Origin of the sequence: Allobosea sp. LjRoot9, assembly GCF_964252745.1 — a bacterium.
GTDB lineage: Bacteria > Pseudomonadota > Alphaproteobacteria > Rhizobiales > Beijerinckiaceae > Allobosea.
Genome location: NZ_CAXUPC020000013.1, coordinates 32904 through 58547, shown reverse-complemented (window position 1 = coordinate 58547; position 25644 = coordinate 32904). Strand labels below are relative to the sequence as shown.

Below are 25644 nucleotides of genomic sequence, written 5' to 3'. Positions count from 1 at the left end.
GGCACAAGCGCTGCTGATGACGGTGCGTGATTCCCAGCTCCATCGGTTCTGGGTTCCGGGCTCTTGGCTTCGCCAAGCCCCGGAATGACGGTGCGGCTTCGCGACAAAACAGTAGACTTTAACTGCGCAGGCCCGGTGCTTCCTGGCCCGTGCGCGCGACATACTCCGTATAGCCGCCGCCATAGGCGTGCACGCCCTCGGGCGTCAGCTCCAGCAAACGGTTCGACAGCGCCGCCAGGAAGTGGCGATCGTGGCTGACGAACAGCATGGTGCCCTCATATTGCGCGAGCGCCGTGATCAGCATCTCCTTGGTGGCGATGTCGAGATGGTTGGTCGGCTCGTCCAACACGAGGAAATTCGGCGGGTCATAGAGCATCTTCGCCATGACCAGCCGCGCCTTCTCGCCGCCCGAGAGCACCCGGCAGCGCTTCTCGACATCGTCGCCGGAGAAGCCGAAGCAGCCGGCGAGCGCCCTGAGCGAGCCCTGGCCGGCCTGGGGAAAGCTGTCCTCCAGCGATTCGAACACGGTCCGGTCGCCGTCCAGCACCTCCATGGCGTGCTGGGCGAAATAGCCCAGCTTGATGCTGCCGCCGAGTGCGACCGTGCCATTGTCCGGTTCGGTGGCGCCCGTAACCAGCTTCAACAGCGTCGATTTGCCGGCGCCGTTGATGCCCATCACGCACCAGCGTTCCTTACGGCGCACCTGGAAGTCGAGCCCCTCATAGATGCTGCGGCTGCCGTAAGCTTTGTGCACGTTCTTGAGCGTGACGACGTCCTCGCCGGAGCGCGGTGCCGGCTGGAACTCGAAGGACACGGTCTGGCGGCGCTTGGGCGGCTCGACCCGGTCGATCTTCTCGAGCTTCTTCACCCGGCTCTGGACCTGGGCCGCGTGCGAGGCGCGCGCCTTGAAGCGCTCGATGAAGTTGATCTCCTTGGCGAGCATCGCCTGCTGGCGCTCGAACTGGGCCTGCTGCTGCTTCTCGGCGAGCGCGCGCTGCTCCTGGTAGAACTCGTAATTGCCGGAGTAGGCGGTCAGCGAACCGCCGTCGATCTCGACGACCTTGTTGACGATCCGGTTCATGAATTCGCGATCATGCGAGGTCATCAGAAGCGCGCCGTCATAGCCCTTCAGGAACTCCTCCAGCCAGATCAGGCTCTCCAGGTCGAGATGGTTGCTCGGCTCGTCGAGCAGCATCGCGTCGGGCCGCATCAGCAGGATGCGGGCGAGCGCGACACGCATCTTCCAGCCGCCCGAGAGCGCGCCGACATCGCCGTCCATCATCTCCTGGCTGAAGCCCAGACCGCTGAGCACCTCGCGCGCCCGGCCGTCGAGCGCATAGCCGTCGAGTTCCTCGAAGCGGCCCTGGACCTCGCCATAGCGCATGATGATCTCGTCCATCTCGTCGGTGCGGTCGGGATCGGCCATGGCGGTTTCCAGCTCGCGCAATTCGGCGGCGACGCTGCTCACCGGGCCCGCTCCGTCCATGACGGCGGAGACGGCGCTGACGCCCTTCATGTCGCCGACATCCTGGCTGAAATAGCCGATGGTCACACCGCGATCGACGCCGACCTGCCCCTCATCGGGCTGTTCCTGCCCGGTGATCATCCGGAACAAGGTGGTCTTGCCCGCACCATTGGGGCCGACGAGGCCGACCTTCTCCCCCTTCTGGAGCGCCGCCGAGGCCTCGATGAAGACGATCTGCTGACCGTTCTGCTTGCTGATGTTTTCGAGGCGGATCATGCGTTCACGGAACCTGGGAGTAGGGGGATTTCCCGCGCCCTTACGCCATGGGGGCCGTCTGCGGAAGAGCGGGCGGGCAAATCAGGTGGTGGTGGCCGCGTCATCGGCCCCCTCCATTCCCTTTTGCCGCGATCTGCTTTATGAGCCCATTTCAATCGATGGCTGCGGACTGGCTGCATTTGCGCGCCGCGCCGCTCATCGCCCGAATTCCTGCGCCGTTTCCTGATCTGCGCCGTAACCCTAGGCACGACACCTCATGTCCTTTCTTCCTACGAGCCCGCCGCTCGCGCGTGCGCTCGCCGAACGCAACTATTCCGATCCGACGCCGGTGCAGAATGCCGTGCTGGAGGACACTGCTGCCGGGCGCGACCTGCTCGTCTCGTCGCAGACCGGCTCCGGCAAGACGGTCGCCTATGGCCTCGCCATCGCCACGACCCTGCTCGGCGAGGCGGAAGCCTTCGGCCGCGCCGGCAAGCCGCTAGCGTTGATCATCGCGCCGACGCGCGAACTGGCGCTGCAGGTCCAGCGCGAACTCGCCTGGCTCTACAAATACGCCAATGCCCGCGTCATCGCCTGCGTCGGCGGCATGGACCCGCGCCGCGAGGCCGCGCTGCTCGATGAAGGCGCCCATATCGTCGTCGGCACGCCCGGCCGCCTGCGCGACCATATCGAGCGGCACCGCCTCGACGTTTCCGCGCTCAAGGCCGTCGTGCTCGACGAGGCCGACGAGATGCTCGATCTCGGCTTCCGCGACGATCTCGAATTCATCCTGAAGACGACGCCGGCCGAGCGCCAGAGCCTGCTGTTCTCGGCGACGCTGCCCAAGGCGATCATCCAGCTCGCGACCAACTACCAGCGCAACGCGCTGCGCATCGAGGTCACCGGCGGCTCGCGCGGCCATGCCGATATCGAATATCGCGCCATCCGGGTCTATCCGAAGGAGGCCGAGCTCGCTGTCGTCAACCTGCTGCGCTTCCATGATTCGCCGTGCTCGCTGGTGTTCTGCAACACCCGCAACGCCGTGCGCCATCTCGAGGCGATCCTGCTGGAGCGCGGCTTCTCGGCAGTGGCGCTCTCGGGCGAGCTCAGCCAGAGCGAGCGCAATTCGGCGCTGCAGGCGCTGCGCGACGGCCGGGCGCGAGTCTGCGTCGCGACCGACGTCGCGGCACGCGGCATCGATCTGCCCGGCCTGACGCTGGTCATCCACGCCGAACTGCCCAACGACCCCGAGGTCATGCAGCATCGCTCGGGCCGTACCGGCCGCGCCGGCAACAAGGGCACGAGCGTCCTGCTGGTGCCGGTGTCGCGCCGTCGCAAGGCCGAGATGCTGATCTCCGAGGCCAAGGTCGAGGCAGTCTGGGCCGGGCCGCCGACGGCCGAGGAAATCCGCGCGCTCGACCAGCAGCGGCTGCTGAGCGATCCGCTGTTGACCGGAGAGGCCGACGAGGACGACGCCGCCATGGTCGAGGCGCTGCTGGCGGGACGTTCGCCGCAGGAGATCGCTGCCGCGCTGGTACGGGTCTATCGTTCGCGTCTGCCGGGCGCTGAAGAGGTCGGCGATCCGAACTTTCAACGCGATTCGCGGCCGATCCGTTCGCGCGAGGAATATGCGCCACGCGAGGGTGGCCGGTTCGGCGAAGGCCGCGAGGACAGTCCGCGCGGCGAGGGGCCGCGCAAGGCCGGCCCGCGCGGCAATACGGTCTGGTTCGTTCTGAATATCGGTCGCAAGGACGGCGCCGATCCGCGCCAATTGCTGCCGATGCTGTGCCGCCGCGGCAAGATCACGCGCGACGAGGTCGGTGCGATCCGGATCTTCGACAAGGAGACCAAGGTCGAGATCGACGCCGATGTCGCCGAGCGCTTCTACGAGCTGGCAAAGGCCGTCGACCGCGACAAGATCGTGATCCAGCCTGTCACCGGCGAGGAGGAACGGCGCCCCGCGAAGCCTTTCGCGGAGAAGGCCTCGCATGCGCCGGCCGCCTATGCGCGCCCCGAACGTGACCAGGAGCGCGCTCCGGCCAGGGCCTATGAGAAGAAGCCCTACGAAAAGAAGCCTTACGAGAACAAGCCGTTCGAGAAGAAGCCCTATGAAGGCAAGAAGAAGGCCTATGAGGGCAAGGGCAAGCCGTTCGGCGCAGCCAAGCCCTATGACCCGGTCCGCAGCGACCGGGACGCGCTGTCCGACCCCAATGTCTCGTTCAGGTCGGGGCCGAAGCCCTATGCCGGCAAGCCGGGCGGCGCGAAGCCCTATGCCGGGAACAAGCCCGGCTTCGGCGGCAAGCCTGCCGGCAGGCCCTTCAAGGGCAAGAAGCCGGGTCGCGACGACCGCGGCTGATCGCTGCCCGGCCTGGTCTCTCCTGTCCTTCCTCGGCCCTCAGCGCAGACCGAGGAAGGACAGGATCGCCAGGACGACCACGATCAGGCCGACGATATAGATGATGTTGTTCATGATAGCCCCGGTTCTGGGCGGGCTAGGACGGCCCGCGTGAATAGCACGTCACGATTTGCGTGACGTAAAGTGAACCGGCTTCGCTGGCAAAGGTTCCTGAATCGCGGCGCAGTTGCGAGCATGAGCCGCGGGCGCCAGCCTCAACCGCCGAGGGAGCCGGATTGCTCCGACTCCCTGCATGGCGCGGCATGATCGCGATCAGCGGCAGCGTGTCACGGGACGCTCGACATAGCCGAGGCCGGGGATGAAGCGGGTCCGCAGCACGGTGTAGCAGCCGCCGCGATAGAAGCCGGCATAGGCAGAGCGGTAGCCCCAGCCGCCATGGCCCCAGCGGCGGCCATGGCCGTGGCCTCCGCCGAAATGGCCGTGATGGCCGTGGCCGCCATGCCAGCCGGGGGCAGCCTGGGCGGAGGAGGAGGTGGCGAGCGAGCCGCCGATCAGCGCGCCTGCGCCGAGAACGAAGGCGGTGGCGAGGCCGGCGACGGTGGTGCGAATGGTCATGATCGTCTCCCTTGGGCTTTCGGACGGAACTGCACCATGCAGCTCCATGTCCGTTGGTCGCGGGAGCGGTCGAGAAGGTTCAAAGCGATCGCGGATTTCTTTTTCGAGCGGGCGAGGGCGGTCGTGATCAGATCTGACGCACTCCCAAGCGGGCTCCGCGAGGGCTAATATACAAGCGGTTCGTTTGTATATAGAGCTTGCGCGAAGCGAGAGGCGCATCCCGTGCGAAGAACCAAAGAGCAGGCTGCTGAGACACGACAGACAATCCTGCAGGCGGCTGAAGCGCTGTTCCTTCGGCGCGGCTATGAGACTTGTTCGCTGGACGAGATCGCTGCCGCCGCCGGCGTCTCGCGCGGAGCCGTGCATTTCCATTTCCACAACAAGCTTGGACTGCTCTTCGCGATCCGAGACGAGATGATCTTGCCGATGCAGCAGCTCGCACGGAGCCTGACGGCGGATGCGGCGCTTGCTCCGCTCGAGGCTTTCGGCGATCTGGCCGCGGCGACCTTCGCCGAGCTTCAAGGCGATACCGCAAAAAGGCGCCTCCTCGCGCTGCTCAGGGTGATCGATGTCAACGGGTCGCCGGACGATGTCGGCAACATGCGCTATTTCCGCCAGCAGATTCGCTCGTCCCTGATGGACATATGCGAGGCTGCACAGCGCAGCGACGCCCTGGCGCGGCCCTGGACGGCGCGCTCCGCCGCGCTCGCGCTCTACGCGATGTTGGATGGCCTGATCACAGAGTGGTTGATCGAGGAGGTCGAGCTCGCGCTCGCCCCGGAAGGCGCGGAGGTCATCCGCGCTTTCCTGACATCCTTGACGACGCCGGGACGGGACATGCCGGTCGCAGAGCGGGCAGCATGATATTGGGCTCTTCCAACCGCCTGGCGCTCGCGCTCTGCCTGCTTCTGGGCGCCTGCGCGACGCAGCCGTCGAAAATCCTCGATCCGGTCGCAGCCGCCGCGCCTGGCGCGAGCCGGGTCGACATGCTCGTCGCCACGACGCGCAAGCCGGCGAGCGACCCGGGCGAGCTCTTCACCGGGGAGAGGGCGACGGCGATCTCATTGACGAATATCGTGGTCTCCATCCCGCCCGACAGCAATCGCAAGGTCGGGGAAATCCAGTGGCCCAGCAGGTCGCCGGGCAATCCGCAGACCGATTTCGTCACGCTCCAGGTCAAGCCGGTCCTGTCGACCAACGCGGCCATGGACTGGTACCGGCGCAATCGCGGCCCCAAGCGCCGGTTGCTCGTCTTCGTGCATGGCTTCAACAATACCTATTCCGACGCCGTCTATCGCTTCGCCCAGATCTCCCATGACGCGGGCATCGATGCCACTCCGGTCATGTTCACCTGGCCGTCGCGCGCCAGCGTGTTCGACTATGTCTACGACAAGGAGAGCACGAACTATTCGCGCTTCGCGCTGGAGGAGATGCTGCGGGAGGCTGCCAAGAGCCCCGATGTCGGCGAGGTGACGATCCTGGCGCATTCGATGGGCAGCTGGCTCGCCACCGAAGCGCTGCGCGGCATCGCGCTGCGCGACAAGGGCATCTCGGCGAAGATCCGAAACGTCGTGCTCGCCTCGCCTGATATCGATGTCGACGTGTTCCGCCGCCAGATCATCGAAATGGGCCCGAAGCGACCGCATTTCACGATCTTCTCCTCCCGCAACGATCGCGCGCTGGCCCTGTCGCGCTGGCTCTCGGGAGATGTCGAGCGTGTCGGCGCCGCCGATATGCGGCCCTATATGGCCGAGCTCGCCACGCTCGGCATCTCGATCATCGATACCTCGGACGTGAAGGCCGGCGATCCGCTGGCGCACAACACCTTCGCCGACAGCCCCGAGATGGTGCGGGTGCTGGGGCAGCGCCTGTCCGGCCAGTCGCTGGCGGGCGGCGAGGCCAGCCTGGCCGACCAGGTCGGCATGGCGGCGCTGGGAGGCGCGCGCGTCGCCGGGGCGGCGGTCACCGCCCCTGTCGCCGTCCTGAGCCGGGCCAACCGCAGCGAGTTCCTGCAGCGCATCGAAGCGGCCAGCGCGCCAGGCCGAAAGACGCTGGACTATTGAAGCGCGCTCCCGAGGCCGCTTGCGCTGGCAGGCATCGCTGTCTGCGCGCGGCCGGGACGGAGAGCTAGCTGCTCAAGCCTCAACGACCTTGCGGTAGAGGTGCCAGGTCGCGTGGCCGAGCACCGGCATGACCACGACCAGGCCGACGAGCACGGGCAGGCAGCCAAGCACCAGAAGCCCGGTGACCATCAGCCCCCAATACATCATCACGCGCGGATTGGCCTCGACGGCGGCGATCGAGGTCTTGATCGCGGTAGCGGCCTCGACATGACGGTCGATGATCAGCGGAAAGGACACCACCGAGATCGAGAAGGCGAAGATGGCGAAGAGCAGGCCGAGCGAATTGCCGACGATGATCATCACCCAGCCGTTGAAGGTGGTGAAGACCGCGCGCAGGAAGTCCGGCGTCGAGACGTCGGCCGGCAGGTCGAGCAGGCCGCGATAGATGAACCAGGCGGCAAACAGCCAGGCGATGAAGAGACCGGTCAACATAGCGCCGAGCAGGGCGATCTGGCCGATCGAGGGCGATCTCAGGATGCCGAAGGCATGGTTCCAGGAGGAATCCATGCCGAGCTCGCGCCTGCGGCTGATCTCGTAGAGGCCGATCGCGGCGAAGGGGCCGAGCAAGGCGAAGCCGCCGAGCAGCGGGAAGAGCAGCGGGAAGATGTTGTAGGTCACGGTGAGCTGCGCGAGCATCACGCCGGCGACCGGATAGATCAGCGCGATGAAGACGACGTGGCTCGGCTGCGCCTTGAAATCCTCCCAGCCGCGCAGGAGCGCGTCGCGAAGGTCGCGGGTGGTGATGATGTTGATCTTCGGTTCGGCGTGTTGCGCCGCGAGGCGCGTAGCGGCATCGGGCATCGTGCCGTCGAGGTTTGCCATGGCGTATCTCCCGGTTCTGGCCCGGTTCGCTTGCGGCAATCGACGCCATCCTTGGGTCAACGGCCTGCAGGCGTCGAGCTTCCAATTCCCAGCCTTGGCATTATACGCGCGAATGGGCGTTTTGTCGCATGCATGCCGAACACGAAAGCGGGACGCAGTAGGGTTTTGATGTTGCATCGGCTTGTCCCGAAAACCGGTTCCCACTTTTCGGGCCGATGCTCCAGGTCGCGCAGGCTCCTGCCCTTTCTCGTCACAGGCATCTCGCCTAATGAAGGGCCATGAGCGAGTCCCAAGCCATTCCCGTCGCGGATTTGACCCAGCGCCAGGCCAGGGCGGAGCACAAGCTGCTCGCCACCGAGATCGCGGCTGCCGACAGCGCCTATTTCCAGGACGACCAGCCGATCCTCGACGATGCGAGCTATGACGCCAAGCGTCGTCGGCTCGTTGCGCTGGAGGAGGCGTTCCCGGTCCTGAAGGACGCCGGCTCCGTCAGCGACAAGGTCGGCGCCAAGCCTTCGGGGAAATTCGCCAAGATCCGGCACCGCGTGCCGATGCTCTCGCTCGGCAATGCCTTCACGGATGAGGATGTCGCCGATTTCGTGCAGCGCGTGCGCAGCTTCCTCGGCCGCAAGGAGGAGGGTGGCATCGCCTTCACGGCGGAGCCCAAGATCGACGGGCTCTCGCTCTCGCTGCGCTACGAGAAGGGCACGCTGGTCTCCGCCGCGACGCGCGGCGATGGCGAGGAGGGCGAGGACGTCACGCTGAATGCCCGCACGATCTCCGAGATCCCGCATGTGCTGTCGGGCGACGATGTGCCGGAGATCGCCGAGGTGCGCGGCGAGGTCTATCTCGGCCATGCCGATTTCGCCGGCATCAACGAACGCCAGCGCGAGAAGGGATTTCCCGAATTCGCCAATCCGCGCAATGCGGCGGCGGGCTCGTTGCGCCAGCTCGATGTTTCGATCACTGCGGCGCGGCCCTTGCGCTTCTTCGCCTATGCCTGGGGCGAGATGCCGATCTTGCCGGCGCAGACGCAATTCGGCGTGGTCGAGGCCTTCAAGCGCTGGGGTTTTCGCACCAATCCGCTGATGAAGCGCTGCGAGAGCGTCGAGGAGTTGCTGGAACGCTACCGGTTTATCGAGAGCCAGCGGGCCACGCTCGGCTACGATATCGACGGCGTCGTCTACAAGGTCGACGAGCTTGCCCTGCAGACGCGGCTCGGCTTCGTCGCGCGCGCGCCGCGTTGGGCGATCGCGCATAAATTTCCGGCCGAGCTCGCGACCACGGTGCTGGAGGCGATCGAGATCCAGGTCGGGCGCACCGGCGCGCTCAGCCCCGTCGCCAAGCTCAGGCCGGTCACGGTCGGTGGCGTCGTTGTCTCCAACGCGACGCTGCACAATGAGGACTATATCCGCGGCTTCGATTCCAAGGGCCTGCCGATTCGCGACGGCTCCGATATTCGCGTCGGCGATACGGTGACGGTGAAGCGTGCGGGCGACGTGATCCCGCGCGTCCAGTCGGTCGATCTCGCCAAGCGGCCAGCGGATTCGCAGCCCTATGCCTTCCCGACGCTATGTCCGGCCTGCGGCAGCCATGCGACCCGGGAGATGAATCCGCGCAGCGGCAAGGAGGATGCGGTGCGCCGCTGCACCGGCGGGCTGATCTGCCCGGCCCAGGCGATGGAGCGCCTGAAGCACTTCGTCTCGCGCGATGCGCTCGACATTGACGGGCTCGGCGACAAGCAGATCGAGTTTTTCCATGCCGATCCCGACCTGCCGGTGAAGGAGCCGGCCGACATCTTCACGCTGGCGCAGCGCGACGCCGCGAATTTCAAGAAGCTTAGGGACAAGGAAGGTTTTGGCAGCCAGAGCGTCGCCAAGCTGTTCGCTGCGATCGAGGACAGGCGCCAGCCACCGCTCAACCGCTTCATCTTCGGGCTCGGCATCCGCCATATCGGCGAGACCAATGCCCGGCTTTTGGCGCGGCATTACGGTTCGTTCGAGGCCCTGCGCGCGGCCGGCATTGCCGCTGCCGATCCAGTCTCGCCTGAGCGCCAGGAACTCGACGCGATCGACGGCGTCGGGCCGACGGTGGTCGAGGCGCTGATGCAGTTCTTCGCCGAGGCTCACAATGAGGAGCTGCTCGACCGGCTTTTGGCGCAGGTCGTGCCGCAGCCGCTGGAGGCGGTCGCCTCGGTCAGCCCGGTCGCCGGCAAGATCGTCGTCTTCACTGGCGCGCTGGAGCAGATGACGCGCGACGAGGCCAAGGCGATGGCCGAACGGCTTGGCGCCAAGGTCGCGGGCTCGGTCTCCTCGAAGACGGATCTCCTGGTCGCAGGGCCGGGCGCCGGCTCGAAGCTCAAGGACGCCACCAAGCATGGCGTGCAGGTGATCGACGAGGCCGGCTGGTTCGAGCTCGTAGGGCGGTAAGGCTTGCTCGCAGGGCGCGGGTCGCCCCGCGCGATCAGTTGCCTGCGCTCGGCCGCGCCGCGCCGTTCTGTCCGTTGGCATCGTCTGCCCGGGCATGGCTCGGCGCCGTGCCGATGACGCGCTTGAAGGCGCGGCTGAAGGAGGCTTCCGATTCATAGCCGAGACGCCGGGCCACGACCGAGATCTTGAGCTTGTCGCTGGCGAGCCATTGCCGGGCCTGGTGCATGCGCATCTGCGCGACATAGCGGGCCGGCGTCTCGCCGACGACGCTGGCGAAGCGCTCGGCGAAGGCGGAGCGCGAGGCGCCCATCAGCCTGGCCAGCGAAGCCACCGTCCAGTCGCGCTCCGGATCGAGATGGATCGCCGCCAGCACCTTGCCGACATCGGGGCAGCGCGCCGCCGCGATCCAGCCCGTGGCGTCGCCGCAGCCGCTCTCGACCCAGGAGCGGATGATGCTGGCCGCCAGCACATCGGCGAGCCGGGCCAGGATGCCGCCGGCACCGACTCGGTCCATCGCCACTTCGCGGGCCATCGCCTCCAGGAGATGCGGGATGCCTGATTCGCTCGTCGCCAGATCGCACATGCGCATCAGCTCGGGCATCATCCGCAGCAGGGGATGGGCGCTGTCGACATTGAAGGTCATGCTGCCGCTGAAGAGCAGGGTGGCCTCGCCGTCTCCGCCGCCCTTGAGATCGAAGATGTTGCCGCAGACCTTCTCGACCTGGCAGCTTCCCAGCGGAAAGGCCTCGACATCCGGCGCGCTGGCGAGCACATGCTCGGCGCCGCGCGGGAACAGCAGCGCATCACCGTCGCGCAATTCGATCCATTCCTTCGCTGGCGTCAGCAGCCAGCAGCCGCGCTTGCCGATGTAATAGAAGCGCGCGGCTTTCTGGGCGGGAACGGCGATGGCCCAGGGCGCCGCCATCTGGCAGCGGCCATATTCGACGCCATCGAGCCGCAGACCCCGCAGCATCTCGGTCAGCGGGTCGTTCGCAGGCGCAGCAATCTTGGACGAATAGTCAAGCATTATGGAGAAACTAGCATGGAAGCTCCAGGCGGTCACGCCCATCTTGCGGCAACCCTTTGGAGACAGCCATGTCCGAATCCGCCACTGCCGTCGCAACCCTGCCATTCGATTCCCCGGCCGATGCCGATGAGCAAAGCCCGGCCTGGGCTGCGATCTTCTCGCTCACCCTCGGCGTTTTCGGCCTGGTCACGGCCGAATTCCTGCCCGCCAGCCTGCTGACGCCGATGGCGGCGGATATCGGCGTTTCGGACGGCGCTGCCGGGCAGACCGTGACCGCGACCGCCGTGGTCGCGATCTTCGCCGCGCTCTTCACCTCGATCCTGACGCGTGGGCTCGACCGCCGCCTCGTGATCTGGGGCTTCACCGTCCTGCTGGTGCTTTCCAACATCCTCGCCGCACTCTCCGACGGCCTCGCCACGCTGCTGGCGGCGCGGGTGCTGCTCGGCATCGGGCTCGGCGGCTTCTGGTCGATGATGGCGGCAACCGCGATGCGGCTGGTGCCGGAGCGCGCATTGCCGCGCGCCATGTCGATCATCTTCACCGGCGTCTCCTTCGCGACGGTCAGTGCCGCGCCGGTCGGCGCCTATCTCGGCGACCTGCTCGGCTGGCGCTCGGTCTTCGCGATCGGGGCCGTGGTCGGAATCCTGGCCCTGATCGCCCAGCTTGCCACCATGCCGCGCCTGCCGCCGCTGGCGGCGGCGCAGCTCGGGACGCTGTTTGCACTGCTGCGGCGCGGCAATGTCCGGCTCGTCCTGGCGACGGTGCTCATCGTGATCTCGGGCCATTTCGCCGGCTTCACCTATGTCCGCCCCTTCCTGGAGCAGGTGCCGCGGCTTTCGGTCGAGACGATCTCGCTTGTGCTCCTGGCCTATGGAATCGGCGGCTTCTTCGGCAATTTCGCCGGCGCCGCGATCGTCGAGCGCAGTGCACCGGCGGCCGTGATCTTCGGCGCCCTGCTCGCCGCAGCGACGGCGGCGGCGCTCGTCGCCTTCGGCAGCAGTCTCTGGGTCGCGGCCGGCGCCGTCGCGCTCTGGGGCTTTGCCTTCGGTGCGCTGCCGGTCGGCCTCCAGACCTGGATGGTGCGTGTCGCGCCGGACCAGGCGGAAGCCGTGGGCGGCTTGCTGGTCGCCGCCTTCCAGGTCGCGATCGCCAGCGGTGCCGTTCTCGGCGGGGTGCTGGTCGACCATTTCGGCGCCACGGGCGCGACCGGCTATTGCGCCCTGGCGACCCTGGCGGGGGCGCTTCTCGTCGCCTTCTCCGGGCGCGGCGTGATGAAGCCGGCCTGATCGACATCATCACTTTTCTTCAAGACAGGGCGGCGCGGTTCCGGTCTAAACTCGCCTCATGGAACTGATCAGCCAGGGACAGGCCTTGTCGGCATCGCCGTTGCGGGCGGAGGAGAGGGCGCACCTCTTCACCGCCGCACGCTTTGGCGCGCTCGAGTTCCTCGCCGCGACCTTCCGCACCCATGCCTATGCACCGCACGCGCACGACACCTATGCGATCGGGACGATCGAGACCGGTTGCGAGGTCTGGCATGCGCGCGGCCGCAAGCTCTATGCCGGGGCGGGCGACATCGTGATGAACCACCCGCTCGACGTCCATGACGGCGCGCCGAGCGAGGGCGGCTATCGCTACCGGATGAGCTATCCGACGATCGGGCTGATGCAGGAACTGGCTGCCTCGCTGACGGGGCATGACGGCATCGGTACGCCGTTCTTCCGCGAGCCCGTGGTGCATGACCCCGTCGGGGCGGCGCTGTTCAGCGCGGCGCACCAATTGCTGGAGGAGGGCACGGATGCGCTTGCCGGCGAGGAGGGGCTGGTGCGCGCCTATGCCCATTTCCTCGGCCATCACGCCAATCTCGCGGTGTGCTCCGTCGGGCAGGAGACCGGGCCGGTCGCGATCGTCAAGGCGCTGATCGAGGCGCGCCATGGCGAGGATCTCTCGCTCGCGGAGCTCGCCCATGCCGCGCGGCTGCCGCGCCACCACCTGATCCGCGCCTTCCGGCGTGAAACCGGGCTGACGCCCCATGCCTGGCTGATCGATGTCCGCGTCCGGCGCGCCCGCGACCGGCTGCGCCGCGGCGAGACGCCGGGCGATGTCGCAGCGGCGACCGGCTTCTGCGACCAGGCCCATCTGACCCGAGCCTTCAAAGCTCGCTATGGCGTGACGCCCGGCGTGCTGCGCTCCGCCCATCTCTCCTGACCTTCAGCGCCCCATCCTCAGCACCTCATGTCATCAGCTCTCGACGACGCCCGCACGGGCTTTTCCGACATCTGGCCAGCCATGCTGGCGGCTGCGCCCTTCGCCCTGTTGTTCGGCGCGCTCGCGGCAGGCAAGGGTCTGTCGCCGCTCGAGGTCTTCCTGATGAGCGCGCTCGTCTTCGCCGGCGGAGCTCAGTTCGCCGCTGTCGAACTATGGGCGACGCCGGCTCCGGTCGCGGCGCTGATCTTCTCGACGCTTCTGATCAATGCCCGCCATGTGCTGATGGGCACCTCGCTGGTGCCCAAGCTCGATGGCTTCGCGCCATGGCAGAAATGGCTCGGTCTCGCCTATATGGCCGATGAGAACTGGGCGCTGGCCGAGAAGCGGGCGCGCACGCATAGCCTGACGCCGGGCTACTGGTTCGGTATGATCGTGCCCTTCGTCGGCTGCTGGCTGATGATGACGACGCTCGGTGCCATTGTTGGCCCGGCGCTGGGCGATCCGCGACGCTTCGGCGCGGATTTCGCCTTCACCGCCATCTTCATCGCGCTGACCGCCGCCTTCTGGAAAGGGCGCGTCACAGCCTGGACCGTGGCGGCCTCCGGCATCGCCTCGGCCTTGACCTATCGCCTGGCCGGGCCGCCCTGGCATGTGCTGGCTGGCGCGCTTTGCGGGCTTGCCGCTGCGTGGCTCTCGGCCGGCAGCGACGCGGTCGTCGCGACCGAGGAGGCGGTATGATGGCGCTCGACACGCTCAACCTGCTCGCCATCCTCGGAATGGCTGTGGTGACCTATGCGACACGGGTGGCGGGGCTGGCGCTGGCTGGCCGGTTCGACCTGTCGCCGCGCGCCCAGGCCGCTTTCGACGCGATTCCACCAGCCGTCCTGATCGCCGTGATCGCGCCGAGCGCGCTCGCGACCGGCTGGCCCGAGACGGCTGCGGCTGCCGTGACGGCGCTGGCTGCGACGCGGCTGCCTTTCCTGGCCGTGGTGGTGGTCGGGGTGATTGCGGTGGTGGGGCTCAGGGCGCTGGTTTGAAGCCTTCCCGTCTCGCATGAGATTCGCCGTCATTGCGAGCGCAGCGAAGCAATCCAGGGGCGGTAGCGCTCTACGTTCCCCTGGATTGCTTCGTCGCTTTGCTCCTCGCAATGACGGGGCCTATAGCGGCAAACACGCCTTTTCCAGCCAGGCCTTCGCCTCGCCCTCGACCAGCGGGGCGATCTTGCTCCAGACTTTTGCGTGATAGGCGTCGATCCAGGCGATCTCGCCGGCGTCGAGCAGCTTCACATCGATCAGGGCGCGCTCATAGGGCGCCCAGGTGATGGTCTCGAAGCCGTAGATGGTGCGGTCGCCGCCAGGAATGACGCGCTCCTCGACCACGATCAGGTTCTCGATGCGGATGCCGTATTCGCCCTGCTTGTAATAGCCCGGCTCGTTGGAGAGGATCATGCCCGGCTCCAATGGCGTGGTGCCGAGCTTGGAGAGGCGCTGCGGCCCCTCATGCACCGAGAGATAGCTGCCGACGCCATGGCCGGTGCCATGGTCGAAATCGAGCCCGGCCTGCCAGAGCGGCAAGCGGGCCAGCGCATCGAGCTGCGCGCCCGAGGTGCCCTTGACGAAGACGACGCGCGAAATCGCGAGATGGCCCTTGAGCACGCGGGTGTAGCGGTCGCGCATCTCGTCGGTGGGCTCGCCCACGGCCATGGTACGGGTGATGTCGGTGGTACCGTCCTCATATTGCCCGCCTGAATCGACCAGGAGGATGCCGGGCTCGATCTTGCGGTTGCTGGCGTCGCTGACGCGGTAATGCGGCAAGGCGGCATTGGGGCCGGCGCCGGCGATGGTGGTGAAGGAAACGTCCTTCAGCAGCCCGGTCTTCATGCGCTCGGCTTCGAGTGCGGCGACGGCGTCGATCTCGGTCAAACCGCCCTTGGGCGCTTCGCGCGCCAGCCATGCGAGGTAGCGGACGATCGCCGCGCCGTCGCGCAGATGGGCGTCGCGCGCGCCTTTCAGCTCCACCTCGTTCTTGCGTGCTTTCATCAGCGCGATCGGGTCCGCTCCGGCATCGGGCGTGCCGCCGGCCTCGGCGATCAGCGTCGCGAGCGCGGAGGCTGCGGTTGCCGAGTCGAGCCGGACCTTGGCCTTGGCCGCGCCCAGCGCTTCGAGCTGCGTCTGCAACTTTGCCGGAGCGGCGATCTCGCCGACCGCGCCGATGGCGTCGCCGGCTTCGTTGGTGATCTTCTCCGGCGCCAGGAAGACGGTCGGCCGGCCCTCGCGCGGCACGATGGCATAGCCCAGCGGCAGCGGGGTGTGCTCGACATCGCCACCGCGGATGTTGAAGGTCCAGGCCAGCGCATGCGGGTCCGAGACCACGAGCGCATCGACCCTGGCCTTGGTGAGTGCCTCCTGGATGCGGGCGAGCTTGCTTGCCGTGCTCTCCCCGGCGAAATCGGCGCGATGCGCCTTGACCGGAGCAGCGGGCGGGGCAGGGCGGTCGCTCCAGAGCGCGTCGATCGGGTTCACCTTGAGCGCGACCAGCGTGCCGCCTGCCGCCGCGACCGCCTTCTCCAGCTTGGCGACGCCGTCGACGGTGTGGAGCCAGGGATCGTAGCCGAGCTTGCCGCCCGCCGACAGATTGGCCTCGATCCAGCGCTCCAGCGGCATCTCCTCCAGCTTCGTCGGCGTGATGATGGCGGTGTCGGTCTGCTCGGCCGACTGGATTGTGTAGCGACCATCAACGATCAGCGCGGCCTTGTCGACCAGCACGATGGCGTTGCCGGCCGAGCCGGTGAAGCCCGTCAGCCAGGCGAGGCGGGCCATATGCGCCGGGACGTACTCGCCCTGATGCTCGTCGGCGCGCGGGATGATGAAGCCGTCCAGCCCTTGCGCCGCCAGCGCGCCGCGCAGCGCGGCGACCCTGGGGGCGACCTGAGAGGGGTCGCTCGGTTCCGAGAAGGATTGGAAGCGGCAGGCGGCGGGCGATTCGGTCATGACGGGTCCGGAAGCGGTGGTTTTGGCCATGGTCGCGGCTCGGGCCTACGAAAGCCAGCGCAAAAGCGGCGTTCGGCTGTGCTTTCTGCGCAGGCCGCGGGGGCCTCGCGATTGAGCTTGTTGCCTCTTTGTTATGCGAAAAACGCGATCGTTAACGAAACAAGGCCAAGTGCATGCATTCTGTGCATATCTCGCATCTGCGAAATCCCCTTTTCGCAAGTGCGAAGAGGCCCCATTTTGGCAGCATAAGAGAACGAGGAAGCGACCGGGACTGTCCTTCGTTTGAATGAGGAGATGGACCTGTGACCTATGTGATGAACAATACCGCCGTTCTGCCCGCTTCCGAGGTTGCCGCTCCGAGCAGCCCGAGCTTCTGGCAGCGGCTCTTTGCGGCGCTGATCGAGAGCCGCCGTCGTTCCGCCGCCCGTGAGCTGCGTGCGCGTTCCTACCTGATCAACGAGGCCGAGATCGTTCTGGGCGGTTTCCCGCAGACCGCGCTCAGCAACGACGCCAAGCTGCCTTTCAATCGCTGATCCCAGCAATCCCTGATCTCACGCGCCGGCTTCGCGCTGTGCTGCGCAACATTGGACAAGGATCATGATCGCCATCGTCAAGCACGTCTATGAATGGGCCATCGACACGGCCAAGTTCACCGCCGCCGTCTGGCACGATGCCCGCTCGATGCAGGCCGAGGCCGAAGCCAAGTACGGCCATATGGGCTTCTGAGCCCGCGCTCCTTCGCGATGCTGGCCGCCTGACGCGGCGTTCTGCGCTTCCGGTGCTCACGGACAAAAGTCCGCTCCGCTCCGGTTCTCGAACGCCACGCCATGCGACTCAGCCTGGCGAAGGATCGCTCCCCGGACGTTTCGGGTCTTTGATGTGGTTTACCTGATTTATCGATGGCGGCGTGGTCTGGGGGCTGCGCCGCCTTTTTTCATGACCAGCGTCGCCCAGCCCTCGCGCAGCGACTGGCGGGCGAGATAGAGCCCTTGATGCCGGTAGGTCGAGACGACGCCGGCGACATCCATCGCCAGCAGACCCGACAGGATCACCGTGCCGTCAGTCGAGAGGGCCCGGGCGATCGAAGGTGCCAGGCGCTTCAGCGGCCCGGCCAGGATATTGGCGAAGACGAGGTCGAAATGGCCCGGCCGATTCGCTTTGGCATGGCGCAGGCCTGGAGCAACGTAGAGGTCGAGCCCGTGCGGGGCATGGTTGACGCGGGCATTATGCGCGGCGACCTCGACCGCGACGAGGTCGATATCGCCGGCGACGACCTTGCGCTTGATCTGCTTGGCCAGCGCCAGCGCCAGGATCCCGGTGCCGGTGCCGACATCGATGGCATGGCGTGGCCGGCGCTGCTTCAGCTCGGCGTCGAGCGCCAAGAGGCAGCCCGCCGTGGTGCCGTGATGGCCGGTGCCGAAGGCGAGCGCCGCTGGAATCTCGATGCCGACATCGTTGATGCGCACCGCGTCGCGATCGTGCTCGCCATGGACGAGGACGCGGCCCGCACGCACGGGCTTGAGGCCGTCGAGACTGGCTGCGACCCAGTCCTGCTGGTTCACAGTCGTGAAGGGCGTGCTGTCGATGACGTCGCCGACGATCGGCCGCAGCATGTCGCGCACGGCGTCTTCGTCCGGGTGGGTGGCGAAATAGATCTCGACCTTCCAGGGCGCGTTCAGCGAGAGCGTGGTGACGCCGCTTTCGATCTCGAAGGCGGAGATCGCGGTCTCAGTGGGGTCGAAGACCTCGCCCAGGAGTTCCGTCAGCGCGCGCGCCTTCTCGCCGCTGGTGGAGAGTTCGAGGACGGTCGCGACCGTCGATGGCAGGAGACCTTCACGCATGGCAGCGCGATAGCAGCCCGCGCGCCGCTTGTCATGCGGCGCGGCGCGCGGAGCTTCTCATCTCAATGCAGGCCGTTCAGCATGGCGAAGACACCGGAGAGATTGCCGTTCTCGGCGGCGAAGCGCAGCGGCTTGCAGCGCTCGACGATAACTTCGTGGGCGTCGGCTTGCGTTTCCAGGATCGTCATGACCTCGGCGATGAAATCGGCCAGCGGCATCGCCATAGGATCGACCGCCTGGTCGGGTCCGCGCAGCTCGGTCTGGACGTAAGGCGGGGCAAGCTCGATGACTTGGGTCGAGGTGCCCGCAAGCTGCTCCCGCAGCGCCATCGAATAGGAATGTATCGCGGCCTTGGTGGCGCTGTAGGTCGGTGTCACCACCATGGGTACGAATGCCAATCCGGAGCTCACGGTCATCAGGGTCGATTGCGGCTGCCTCAGCAGATGCGGCAGCAGGGCTGCGGTCAGCCGGATCGGCCCGAGCAGGTTGGTGACGATGGTCTCCTCAGCGACGGCGAGGTGGTCTTCCGTCGCGGTGACGTCCTCGTCCTTCATGATGCCGGCATTGTTGATGACGACGTTCAGTGCGGGGAAGCGTTCGACGGCGTCACGAGCGAACGCCGCTATGTCCGCCTTGTCCTGGATGTCGAGCACGATCGACTCCATGCCCGGATTGGCTGCGGTGACCTCGTCGAGCAATTGCTCGCGGCGGCCGGAGATGATGACCTGGTTACCTCTGGCGTGGAGAGCTTCGGCGAGTGCGCGGCCGATGCCCGAGCCGCCGCCGGTGATGAGGATGGTGTTGCCTGTGATGTTCATCGCCAAGTCCTTTCGCGATTGCGCCTTTCGTAGTTGCGCCGGACACAGCTAGGCGCGATGCTCTCCAAACGAAAGAAGGCACCTAGAAGTTCTATAGGCACCAAAAGGAGAGCGTCGGATGCGGACGATACGCGACGCGGTCGCGGCCATGCAGGAGCAGGGCGGCTTCTTCCATCCCGAGGTCAGTCCGGGGGTCGAGGCGCTGGTGCGCGACGTGATCGCCCAGGTCGCGGACAAATGGACGATGCTGATCCTGGAGGCGTTGGAGGAGCACGGCACACTGCGTTTCACCCAGATCGGTCGGATCGTCGGCGGCATCAGCCAGAAGATGCTGACCAAGACGGTGCGCCAGATGGAATGCGACGGGCTGATCACGCGCAAGGTCCATCCGGTGATTCCGCCACATGTCGACTACACGCAGACCGAACTCGGCCGCGAGCTGACGGCGGCGTTCTGCGGGGTCTGGGTCTGGGCCGAGACCTATTACGCGCAGGTGGAGGCAGCACGGGCGGCGTTCAAGGCGCGGGAGGGGCGGTGAAGTGACGTGTGACTGGTTCCGAGGATGAACGGCATACGTTAGGCTGGAATTCGGAGCCGGATGCAGGAGCGAGGTGGGCCGTGCTGTCGCATATCGTCTTGAGCACGAATGATTTCGAGCGGGGCTTTCACTTCCATGCGGCGCTGTTCGAGGCGCTCGGCCACAAGCTCTGGTTCTGCGATCGCGCCAAGCCCTTGGCGGCCTGGCAGCCGCGCGATGCGCCGCGCCCGTACGTCTTCCTCGCAACGCCCTTCAACGGCGCGGCGGCCGATCCGGGCAACGGCCAGATGATCGCCCTGCTGGCGCCAAGCCGCGCGATCGTCGATCGCTGCCACGCTGTGGCCCTAGCGCATGGCGGGGCCTGCGAAGGGCAGCCCGGCCTGAGGCCGCATTATCACGCCAATTATTACGGGGCGTATTTTCGCGACCCGGACGGCAACAAGCTTTGCGTCTGCTGCCATGAGGCGGAGGCGTAACCCCGAACAGGCCGGCCGAGCGCTTGCTCACCCCGCCTTCTGCACGAAACTACCCAGCAGCATCTTCCGCCAGACCTTGTCGGAATCGACCGTCAGCCTGTTGCCATCAACGCTGGCAACCGAGTCGCCGAAACGCCTGAACCGAAGCCGCGTCCGCCCGCCGCTGCTGGGCGCTGCCCGATCATGCGGAGCTCAGACGGCGGCTTTGCCGTCTTTGCGCAGATAGATGATCTGCGCGGTCAATCCGATGACGAGTGCAGCAAGAATGCTCGCCTGGACTCCGAGAAGCAGCGGCGAATGTAGGTCAGTGACGAGAGGGTGCCCGTCGGGGACGCGGCGGAGGATTTCGGTTGCAGTGGGCACCATGAGCAGGAATGCAGTGAGGCTCAGTGCAATGGTCTCGACATAGATCGTCGCGCGCCCCGGAGCCGTCAATCGGCCGATAGCGTAGCCGGTGACGAGCAGCAGCAGCGTCGCTGCCCCGATGCCGTAGCCGACCGGCGCATGTGCGACGAGGAAGACCGTTGCGCCACCGATCAGCATTGAGACGAAATAGACGGCTCCCGCCTTCGAGCGAGGTACGATCCGGCCATGAATCGCGAACATGTATGCCGCAGCCGGAATGGCTGGCAGGCTGCCCAGCGTATGCACCCAGCCGAGCGCAGAAATGCCAAACATGAGAAGTGTCCTTTCATCGGGGTGAGGTTGCCCGTGCGCTGCAACGAAACAGCGTCGGATCGTCAAGGATTGACTATCTACTAGTTGGTAGGCATCGCGGCCCGGCTTGCCACCTTCCGGGGAGACCGCTTCAGTGTTGGGTGGCGAGGCGCTCCAGCAGCGGATGGGTGATGGCCTGGAAGATCTTGGGATCCCCGTAGGCGCGAGCTGAGAGCATCGCACCGTGGACGCTGGCCATGAAAGCTTCCGCTTCGGCCTTGGCCGTGCCGGTAAAACGCAAGTCGCCTTGCCGCGTGCCGCGTTCGAGAACCGAGGTCAGCCAGGCGGAGAGCGTCCTGAAATGGGTACGCACCTCCAAGATGACCTCGTCGGGAAGGACCGGGATCTGGCTTGCCAGCAGAGCGCAGACGCAGAACGGGGCGCTGGCGTCGGCGATACAGGCTTGCCAATAGCTCACATAGGCGCGCAGCTGATCGGCAGACTTGCTGAACTGGCGTTCCAGATGGGCAATTCCAGCCTCGGCCTCCTCCCGATATCGGGCAATGAGCGTGCGCACGAGGTCGGACTTGCTGGGAAAATGGTGGTGAATGCTCGCCTTTCTAATGCCGACGACCTTTGCGATGTCGGCGTAGCTGAAGCCGTTGTAGCCCCCTTCGATCAAGAGCGAGCGAGCGCAGCGCAGGATTTCGTCAGAGGTTGTCGAGGGGCCGGCCATGCCCGTTCATATACCTACTAGTAGGTAGGTCGTCAAGGTGGCGGCGCCCGTTGCACAGGGCTTCACCCCGCCTTCTGCACGAAACTATCCAGCACCATCTTTCGCCCGGCCTTGTCGAAATCGACGGTCAGCTTGTTGCCGTCGACGCTGGCAACGGAGCCGGGGCCGAATTTGACGTGGAAGACGCGGGCACCAGGGTCATAGGCCGATGAGCCGGTCGATTTGGCGGTGAGTTCGCCCTCGATCAGCATCGGGCCGCGCTGCCGGCCGCCGCCGAAGCCGCCTGAGCCGAAACCGCGTCCGCCGCTGTCGGAGAAGCCCGAGCCGCCGCCCGAGCCGGTCTTGGCCTTGTTCTCCTGGGCACGCTGCCAGCCCGGCGTGTTGTAGCTGGAGCCGAAGCTCTCCATGCGGTCGAAGCGCGAGGCGCCGTAGCCGCCCTGGCTGTAATTGGAGGCGGCCTGGACGACCTCGACGTGCTCTTCCGGCAATTCGTCGATGAAGCGGCTGGGCAGGCTGGATTGCCAGAGGCCGTGGATGCGGCGGTTCGAGGCGAAATAGAGTTTGAGCCGCTTGCGCGCGCGCGTCAGGCCGACATGGGCGAGGCGGCGTTCTTCTTCCAGCCCGGCGCGGCCGCTCTCGTCAAGCGCGCGCTGATTGGGAAAGAGGCCTTCCTCCCAGCCGGGCAGGAAGACAGTGTCGAATTCCAGCCCCTTGGCGCCGTGCAGGGTCATGATCGAGACGCGCTCGGCGGTTTCGCCGGAATCGGCGTCCATCACCAGCGAGACGTGTTCGAGGAACGCGGGCAGGTCGGGGAATTCGTCGAGCGAGCGGACGAGTTCCTTGAGGTTTTCGAGCCGGCCGGCGGCATCGGCCGAGCGGTCCTTCTGCCACATCTCGGTATAGCCCGACTCCTCCAGCACGAGCTCGGCGAGCTCGCCCTGGGGCATGTGCTCGGCCCTGGCCGACCAGCGGCCGAAGGCCTCGACCAGCTCGCGCAAGGCGGTTCTGGCCTTGGGCTTCAATTCGTCGCTCTCGACCACCATGCGAGCCGATTGCAGCAGCGAGACCTGGGATGCGCGGGCGTGGTTGTGCAGGATCTGGATGGTGGCGTCGCCGAGCCCGCGCTTGGGCACATTGACGATGCGCTCGAAGGCAAGGTCGTCGGTCGGCGAGACGACGCAGCGCAGATAGGCCATGGCGTCGCGGATTTCGGCACGCTCATAGAAGCGCGGGCCGCCGATGACGCGATAGGGCAGGCCGAGATGGACGAAACGATCCTCGATCTCGCGCATCTGCGCCGAGATGCGCACCAGGATCGCGATCTCGGAGAGGTTATGGCCGTTGCGCTGCAGGCTCTCGATCTCGTCGCCGATCAGCCTGGCTTCTTCCTGGCTGTCCCAGGCGCCGGTGATGGTGACCTTCTCGCCCTCGACATCCTCGGTGCGCAGCGTCTTGCCGAGCCGGCCCTCATTGCGGGCGATCAGCTTGGAGGCGGTGGCGAGGATATGCCCGGTCGAGCGGTAATTGCGCTCCAGCCGGACGACGGTGGCGCCGGGAAAATCGTGCTCGAAGCGCAGGATGTTGTCGACCTCGGCGCCGCGCCAGCCATAGATCGACTGGTCGTCGTCGCCGACGCAGGCGATGTTGCGCCGGCCCTGGGCGAGCAGCCGCAGCCAGAGATATTGGGCGGTGTTGGTGTCCTGATACTCGTCGACCAGGATGTAGCGGAAGCGCTCGTGATAGGTTGCGAGAACATCGGGATTGTCGCGGAACAGCGTCAGGCAGTGCAGCAGCAGGTCGCCGAAATCGACGGCGTTCAGCGTCTTCAAGCGCTCCTGATAGGCGTGGTAGAGCGCGCCGCCCTTGCCATTGGCGAAGACCGCGGCCTCGCCGGGTGGGACATCCTTGGGCGCCAGGCCGCGGTTCTTCCAGCTATCGATGAAGCCCGCCAGCATGCGGCCCGGCCAGCGCTTCTCGTCGATATCGGCCGCCGCGATCACCTGCTTCATCAGGCGGATCTGGTCGTCGGTGTCGAGGATGGTGAAGTCCGAGCGCAGGCCGAGCAGTTCGGCATGGCGGCGCAGCAGCTTGGCCGAGATCGAGTGGAAGGTGCCGAGCCACGGCATGCCCTCGGCGACTGGGCCGACGAGATGGGCGATGCGCTCCTTCATCTCGCGCGCCGCCTTGTTGGTGAAGGTCACCGACAGGATCTGCGAGGGATAGGCACGGTTGGTCGCGATGAGATGGGCGATGCGGGTCGTCAGCACGCGCGTCTTGCCGGTGCCGGCACCGGCCAGCACGAGCACGGGGCCGTCCGTGGCCTCGACGGCGAGGCGCTGCTCCGGGTTCAGGCCCGCGAGATAGCCGGCGGCGGGAGCCGCCGCAGCGCGCGCAGCGAGGCCGCCGGGGCGAGGCAAGGGGGCGGAGGTGGCGTTGTGGTCGGACAAGGTGCGCAGCGCTCGATCGTGATTCGTTCTGGCGTCAATATAGGGTGTTGTGCGGCGGATTGCTGGACAAGACGGATGGGCGTTGAATGCACCGTCGAATCCTTAGTCAGGATGCGTGCCGATGACCATGGACACCGCTCCCCGCTATTCCACCTATGAGGTCACGAACCAGGCCCCACCCTTGGCCGATTATGACGCCTTCGCGGCCGATCCGGTGCTGCAGGCGGCGATATCGGCTTTTGCTGCGGATTGGGCCAGGGACCGCCTGCACGAGACCGGGCGCTGCGTCGGCTCCGCCCAGGTGCAGGAGCTGGCGCGGCTCGCCAACCGCTTCACGCCGGAGGCGCGCACGCATGACCGCTTCGGCAATCGCATCGACCAGATCGCCTTCCATCCGGCCTGGCACGAGTTGATGAGCCTGACCATCGGCCAGGAGACGCATGCCTTGTGCTGGAACCGGCCGGGGCCGGGCGCGCAGGTCGCGCGCGCGGCGCTGCAATATCTCTGGTACGGCGCGGAAAGCGGAGTCTGCTGCCCGATCAGCATGACCTATTCGGCAATCCCGATCCTGAAGCAGGATGCGGCGCGCTGGGCGGAATGGGGCGCGCTCATCACCTCCAACGCCTATGACAGCCGGCAAGGGCCGGCCGCGACCAAGACCGGGGCGACCGTCGGCATGGCGATGACGGAGACGCAAGGCGGCTCGGATCTGCGCCAGACGCAGACGGTCGCCAGGGACAATGGCGACGGCACGCATTCGCTCTTCGGGCAGAAATGGTTCTTCTCCGTGCCGCATTCCGACGTCTTCCTGACGTTGGCGCGCACGGAGGAGGGCGTCTCCTGCTTCGTCGTGGCCGGTTGGCTGCCATCGGGCGAGCGCAACGGCATCGCGATCCAGCGGCTCAAGGAGAAATGCGGCAACCGCTCCAATGCCTCGTCGGAAATCGAGTTTCGCGGCGCGATCGGGCATATGCTCGGCGAGCCGGGACGGGGCCTGCGGACCGGGCTTGCGATGAACCACAACACCCGGCTCGACATCGCCGCCGCCTCCGCCGGGCTGATGCGGCAGGCGGTGGCGCAGGCCGCGCATCACTGCGCGCACCGGCACGCTTTCCAGCGGGCGCTGATCGACCAGCCGATCATGCAGAACGTCCTCGCCGATCTTGCCATCGAGGCAGAGGCCGCTGCCTGGCTCGCCTTTCGGCTGTTTGCGGCGGTGGACCGGCAGGAGACTTCGCAGAGCGAGCGATTGCTCGCGCGGATCGGCGCGCCGATCGCGAAATACTGGGTTGCGAAGCGCACGCCGGCCGTTCTCGTCGAGGCGCTGGAATGCCATGGCGGCAACGGTTTCATCGAGGAGCACGCGATGGCGCGGCATTATCGCGAGGCGCCGCTGAACTCGATCTGGGAGGGTTCGGGCAACGTCATCTGCCTGGATGTGCTGCGCTCATTGGAGCGGGAGCCAGGCGCGCTGCCGGCACTGCAGGACGAATTGCGCGCCGCCAAGGGCGCCGACCGGCGCTACGACGCGGCGCTCGCCGCGCTGGACAGCGCGCTGCCCGAACTCGTCCGGCAGGAAGGCCAGGCGCGGCGGCTGGTCGAGCGATTGGCGCTGTTGCTGCAAGCCTCGCTGCTGCTGCGCCATGCCGCGCCCGCTGTCGCCGACGCCTTTGTCGCCAGCCGGCTGGATGGCGGCTGGTCGGGGCATTTCGGTGATCTGCCGACCGGTGTGGACGCGGGGAGCCTAGCGCGGCGAGCGGTGCCGGCGCTGGGGTGAACGGCGAACCGGAGGGGCGCGGGGAACCCCTCTCCTGTAAGGAGAGGGTTCCCCGCGCTACCTC

24 protein-coding genes are annotated in these 25644 nt (G+C 66.6%); 13 read left to right on the top strand and 11 right to left on the bottom strand.

Going from position 1 to position 25644, the window contains the following annotated elements:
- Positions 1-118 precede the first annotated feature (118 nt).
- The gene (locus ACSQ3P_RS29735) at positions 119-1741 is read right to left on the bottom strand and encodes an ABC-F family ATP-binding cassette domain-containing protein (RefSeq protein ID WP_436169035.1); all 1623 of its coding nucleotides are present in this window, start codon (positions 1739-1741) and stop codon (positions 119-121) included.
- A gap of 256 nt (positions 1742-1997) precedes the next feature.
- On the opposite strand from ACSQ3P_RS29735, the gene ACSQ3P_RS29730 reads away from it, so the two are divergent.
- Positions 1998-4076, top strand: a complete 2079-nt coding sequence (locus ACSQ3P_RS29730) for a DEAD/DEAH box helicase (protein WP_436169034.1) — start codon at positions 1998-2000, stop codon at positions 4074-4076.
- 39 nt (positions 4077-4115) lie between these two features.
- Here the strand turns inward: ACSQ3P_RS29730 and ACSQ3P_RS29725 are convergent, their stop codons facing one another.
- Complete coding sequence (locus ACSQ3P_RS29725) at positions 4116-4232, bottom strand: LPXTG cell wall anchor domain-containing protein (RefSeq protein ID WP_436169146.1); 117 nt, start codon at positions 4230-4232, stop codon at positions 4116-4118.
- A gap of 156 nt (positions 4233-4388) precedes the next feature.
- Positions 4389-4691, bottom strand: a complete 303-nt coding sequence (locus ACSQ3P_RS29720; RefSeq protein ID WP_436169033.1) for a hypothetical protein — start codon at positions 4689-4691, stop codon at positions 4389-4391.
- 222 nt (positions 4692-4913) lie between these two features.
- Here ACSQ3P_RS29720 and ACSQ3P_RS29715 point away from each other — a divergent pair, with 222 nt between their 5' ends.
- Together ACSQ3P_RS29715 and ACSQ3P_RS29710 are read left to right on the top strand one after the other, a co-directional pair.
- Positions 4914-5555, top strand: coding sequence for a TetR family transcriptional regulator (locus ACSQ3P_RS29715; protein WP_436169032.1), 642 nt, complete (start codon positions 4914-4916; stop codon positions 5553-5555).
- Positions 5552-6754 (top strand): alpha/beta hydrolase, encoded by a 1203-nt coding sequence (locus ACSQ3P_RS29710; RefSeq protein ID WP_436169031.1) that lies wholly within the window; start codon positions 5552-5554, stop codon positions 6752-6754. Before ACSQ3P_RS29715 ends, ACSQ3P_RS29710 begins: the two co-directional genes overlap by 4 nt.
- 72 nt (positions 6755-6826) lie before the next feature.
- On the opposite strand, the gene ACSQ3P_RS29705 is transcribed toward ACSQ3P_RS29710, so the two are convergent.
- Entirely contained in the window at positions 6827-7636 is an 810-nt protein-coding gene (locus ACSQ3P_RS29705) for a DUF2189 domain-containing protein (protein WP_436169030.1), read from the bottom strand.
- A gap of 278 nt (positions 7637-7914) precedes the next feature.
- Here ACSQ3P_RS29705 and ligA point away from each other — a divergent pair, with 278 nt between their 5' ends.
- A complete protein-coding gene (gene ligA / locus ACSQ3P_RS29700; protein ID WP_436169029.1) occupies positions 7915-10065 on the top strand; it encodes an NAD-dependent DNA ligase LigA in 2151 nt (716 codons plus the stop codon).
- Between the two features lie 34 nt (positions 10066-10099).
- Here ligA and ACSQ3P_RS29695 read toward each other — a convergent pair whose 3' ends face one another.
- Complete coding sequence (locus tag ACSQ3P_RS29695; RefSeq protein WP_436169028.1) at positions 10100-11092, bottom strand: AraC family transcriptional regulator; 993 nt, start codon at positions 11090-11092, stop codon at positions 10100-10102.
- Positions 11093-11160: 68 nt separating this feature from the next.
- Between ACSQ3P_RS29695 and ACSQ3P_RS29690 the strand changes: the two genes are divergently transcribed.
- Genes ACSQ3P_RS29690 through ACSQ3P_RS29675 form a run of 4 tightly spaced genes read left to right on the top strand, consistent with a single transcriptional unit; the run spans position 11161 to position 14337 of the window.
- Positions 11161-12378: an MFS transporter gene (locus ACSQ3P_RS29690; protein ID WP_436169027.1), complete on the top strand. Its 1218-nt coding sequence runs from the start codon at positions 11161-11163 to the stop codon at positions 12376-12378.
- A 58-nt stretch (positions 12379-12436) separates the two neighbouring features.
- On the top strand, positions 12437-13300 hold the full coding sequence (locus ACSQ3P_RS29685) for an AraC family transcriptional regulator (protein ID WP_436169026.1): 864 nt from the start codon (positions 12437-12439) through the stop codon (positions 13298-13300).
- A 27-nt stretch (positions 13301-13327) separates the two neighbouring features.
- Positions 13328-14038 carry an AzlC family ABC transporter permease gene (locus ACSQ3P_RS29680; RefSeq protein WP_436169025.1) on the top strand — a complete coding sequence of 237 codons (711 nt, stop codon included), beginning with the start codon at positions 13328-13330 and terminating at the stop codon, positions 14036-14038.
- Entirely contained in the window at positions 14038-14337 is a 300-nt protein-coding gene (locus tag ACSQ3P_RS29675; protein ID WP_436169024.1) for an AzlD family protein, read from the top strand. Before ACSQ3P_RS29680 ends, ACSQ3P_RS29675 begins: the two co-directional genes overlap by 1 nt.
- A gap of 120 nt (positions 14338-14457) precedes the next feature.
- Here ACSQ3P_RS29675 and ACSQ3P_RS29670 read toward each other — a convergent pair whose 3' ends face one another.
- Entirely contained in the window at positions 14458-16290 is a 1833-nt protein-coding gene (locus tag ACSQ3P_RS29670; protein WP_436169023.1) for an aminopeptidase P family protein, read from the bottom strand.
- 302 nt (positions 16291-16592) lie between these two features.
- Here ACSQ3P_RS29670 and ACSQ3P_RS29665 point away from each other — a divergent pair, with 302 nt between their 5' ends.
- A complete protein-coding gene (locus ACSQ3P_RS29665; RefSeq protein ID WP_436169022.1) occupies positions 16593-16823 on the top strand; it encodes a hypothetical protein in 231 nt (76 codons plus the stop codon).
- A 64-nt stretch (positions 16824-16887) separates the two neighbouring features.
- Positions 16888-17016, top strand: coding sequence for a hypothetical protein (locus ACSQ3P_RS29660; protein ID WP_280141727.1), 129 nt, complete (start codon positions 16888-16890; stop codon positions 17014-17016).
- Positions 17017-17183: 167 nt separating this feature from the next.
- Here the strand turns inward: ACSQ3P_RS29660 and ACSQ3P_RS29655 are convergent, their stop codons facing one another.
- Together ACSQ3P_RS29655 and ACSQ3P_RS29650 are read right to left on the bottom strand one after the other, a co-directional pair.
- On the bottom strand, positions 17184-18131 hold the full coding sequence (locus ACSQ3P_RS29655) for a 50S ribosomal protein L11 methyltransferase (RefSeq protein WP_436169021.1): 948 nt from the start codon (positions 18129-18131) through the stop codon (positions 17184-17186).
- 62 nt (positions 18132-18193) lie between these two features.
- A complete protein-coding gene (locus ACSQ3P_RS29650; RefSeq protein WP_436169020.1) occupies positions 18194-18949 on the bottom strand; it encodes an SDR family oxidoreductase in 756 nt (251 codons plus the stop codon).
- Between the two features lie 148 nt (positions 18950-19097).
- On the opposite strand from ACSQ3P_RS29650, the gene ACSQ3P_RS29645 reads away from it, so the two are divergent.
- Entirely contained in the window at positions 19098-19487 is a 390-nt protein-coding gene (locus ACSQ3P_RS29645) for a winged helix-turn-helix transcriptional regulator (protein WP_069693943.1), read from the top strand.
- Positions 19488-19567: 80 nt separating this feature from the next.
- Positions 19568-19963: a VOC family protein gene (locus ACSQ3P_RS29640; RefSeq protein WP_436169019.1), complete on the top strand. Its 396-nt coding sequence runs from the start codon at positions 19568-19570 to the stop codon at positions 19961-19963.
- A gap of 192 nt (positions 19964-20155) precedes the next feature.
- Here the strand turns inward: ACSQ3P_RS29640 and ACSQ3P_RS29635 are convergent, their stop codons facing one another.
- From ACSQ3P_RS29635 to ACSQ3P_RS29625, 3 genes are all read right to left on the bottom strand, one after another.
- The gene (locus ACSQ3P_RS29635) at positions 20156-20641 is read right to left on the bottom strand and encodes a hypothetical protein (RefSeq protein WP_436169018.1); all 486 of its coding nucleotides are present in this window, start codon (positions 20639-20641) and stop codon (positions 20156-20158) included.
- 130 nt (positions 20642-20771) lie between these two features.
- Positions 20772-21356, bottom strand: a complete 585-nt coding sequence (locus ACSQ3P_RS29630; RefSeq protein ID WP_436169017.1) for a TetR/AcrR family transcriptional regulator — start codon at positions 21354-21356, stop codon at positions 20772-20774.
- A 62-nt stretch (positions 21357-21418) separates the two neighbouring features.
- Positions 21419-23803 carry a UvrD-helicase domain-containing protein gene (locus ACSQ3P_RS29625; protein ID WP_436169016.1) on the bottom strand — a complete coding sequence of 795 codons (2385 nt, stop codon included), beginning with the start codon at positions 23801-23803 and terminating at the stop codon, positions 21419-21421.
- Between the two features lie 121 nt (positions 23804-23924).
- On the opposite strand from ACSQ3P_RS29625, the gene ACSQ3P_RS29620 reads away from it, so the two are divergent.
- Positions 23925-25580: an acyl-CoA dehydrogenase family protein gene (locus ACSQ3P_RS29620; protein ID WP_436169015.1), complete on the top strand. Its 1656-nt coding sequence runs from the start codon at positions 23925-23927 to the stop codon at positions 25578-25580.
- Positions 25581-25644: the final 64 nt, after the last annotated feature.

Coding starts and splice junctions, on each gene's coding strand:
- ACSQ3P_RS29735 (WP_436169035.1), bottom strand. CDS start 1,741: ATGATCCGCCTCGAAAACATCAGCAAGCAGAACGGTCAGCAGATCGTC.
- ACSQ3P_RS29730 (WP_436169034.1), top strand. CDS start 1,998: ATGTCCTTTCTTCCTACGAGCCCGCCGCTCGCGCGTGCGCTCGCCGAA.
- ACSQ3P_RS29720 (WP_436169033.1), bottom strand. CDS start 4,691: ATGACCATTCGCACCACCGTCGCCGGCCTCGCCACCGCCTTCGTTCTC.
- ACSQ3P_RS29710 (WP_436169031.1), top strand. CDS start 5,552: ATGATATTGGGCTCTTCCAACCGCCTGGCGCTCGCGCTCTGCCTGCTT.
- ACSQ3P_RS29705 (WP_436169030.1), bottom strand. CDS start 7,636: ATGGCAAACCTCGACGGCACGATGCCCGATGCCGCTACGCGCCTCGCG.
- ligA (WP_436169029.1), top strand. CDS start 7,915: ATGAGCGAGTCCCAAGCCATTCCCGTCGCGGATTTGACCCAGCGCCAG.
- ACSQ3P_RS29695 (WP_436169028.1), bottom strand. CDS start 11,092: ATGCTTGACTATTCGTCCAAGATTGCTGCGCCTGCGAACGACCCGCTG.
- ACSQ3P_RS29690 (WP_436169027.1), top strand. CDS start 11,161: ATGTCCGAATCCGCCACTGCCGTCGCAACCCTGCCATTCGATTCCCCG.
- ACSQ3P_RS29685 (WP_436169026.1), top strand. CDS start 12,437: ATGGAACTGATCAGCCAGGGACAGGCCTTGTCGGCATCGCCGTTGCGG.
- ACSQ3P_RS29680 (WP_436169025.1), top strand. CDS start 13,328: ATGTCATCAGCTCTCGACGACGCCCGCACGGGCTTTTCCGACATCTGG.
- ACSQ3P_RS29675 (WP_436169024.1), top strand. CDS start 14,038: ATGGCGCTCGACACGCTCAACCTGCTCGCCATCCTCGGAATGGCTGTG.
- ACSQ3P_RS29670 (WP_436169023.1), bottom strand. CDS start 16,290: ATGACCGAATCGCCCGCCGCCTGCCGCTTCCAATCCTTCTCGGAACCG.
- ACSQ3P_RS29660 (WP_280141727.1), top strand. CDS start 16,888: ATGATCGCCATCGTCAAGCACGTCTATGAATGGGCCATCGACACGGCC.
- ACSQ3P_RS29655 (WP_436169021.1), bottom strand. CDS start 18,131: ATGCGTGAAGGTCTCCTGCCATCGACGGTCGCGACCGTCCTCGAACTC.
- ACSQ3P_RS29650 (WP_436169020.1), bottom strand. CDS start 18,949: ATGAACATCACAGGCAACACCATCCTCATCACCGGCGGCGGCTCGGGC.
- ACSQ3P_RS29645 (WP_069693943.1), top strand. CDS start 19,098: ATGCAGGAGCAGGGCGGCTTCTTCCATCCCGAGGTCAGTCCGGGGGTC.
- ACSQ3P_RS29635 (WP_436169018.1), bottom strand. CDS start 20,641: ATGTTTGGCATTTCTGCGCTCGGCTGGGTGCATACGCTGGGCAGCCTG.
- ACSQ3P_RS29630 (WP_436169017.1), bottom strand. CDS start 21,356: ATGGCCGGCCCCTCGACAACCTCTGACGAAATCCTGCGCTGCGCTCGC.
- ACSQ3P_RS29620 (WP_436169015.1), top strand. CDS start 23,925: ATGACCATGGACACCGCTCCCCGCTATTCCACCTATGAGGTCACGAAC.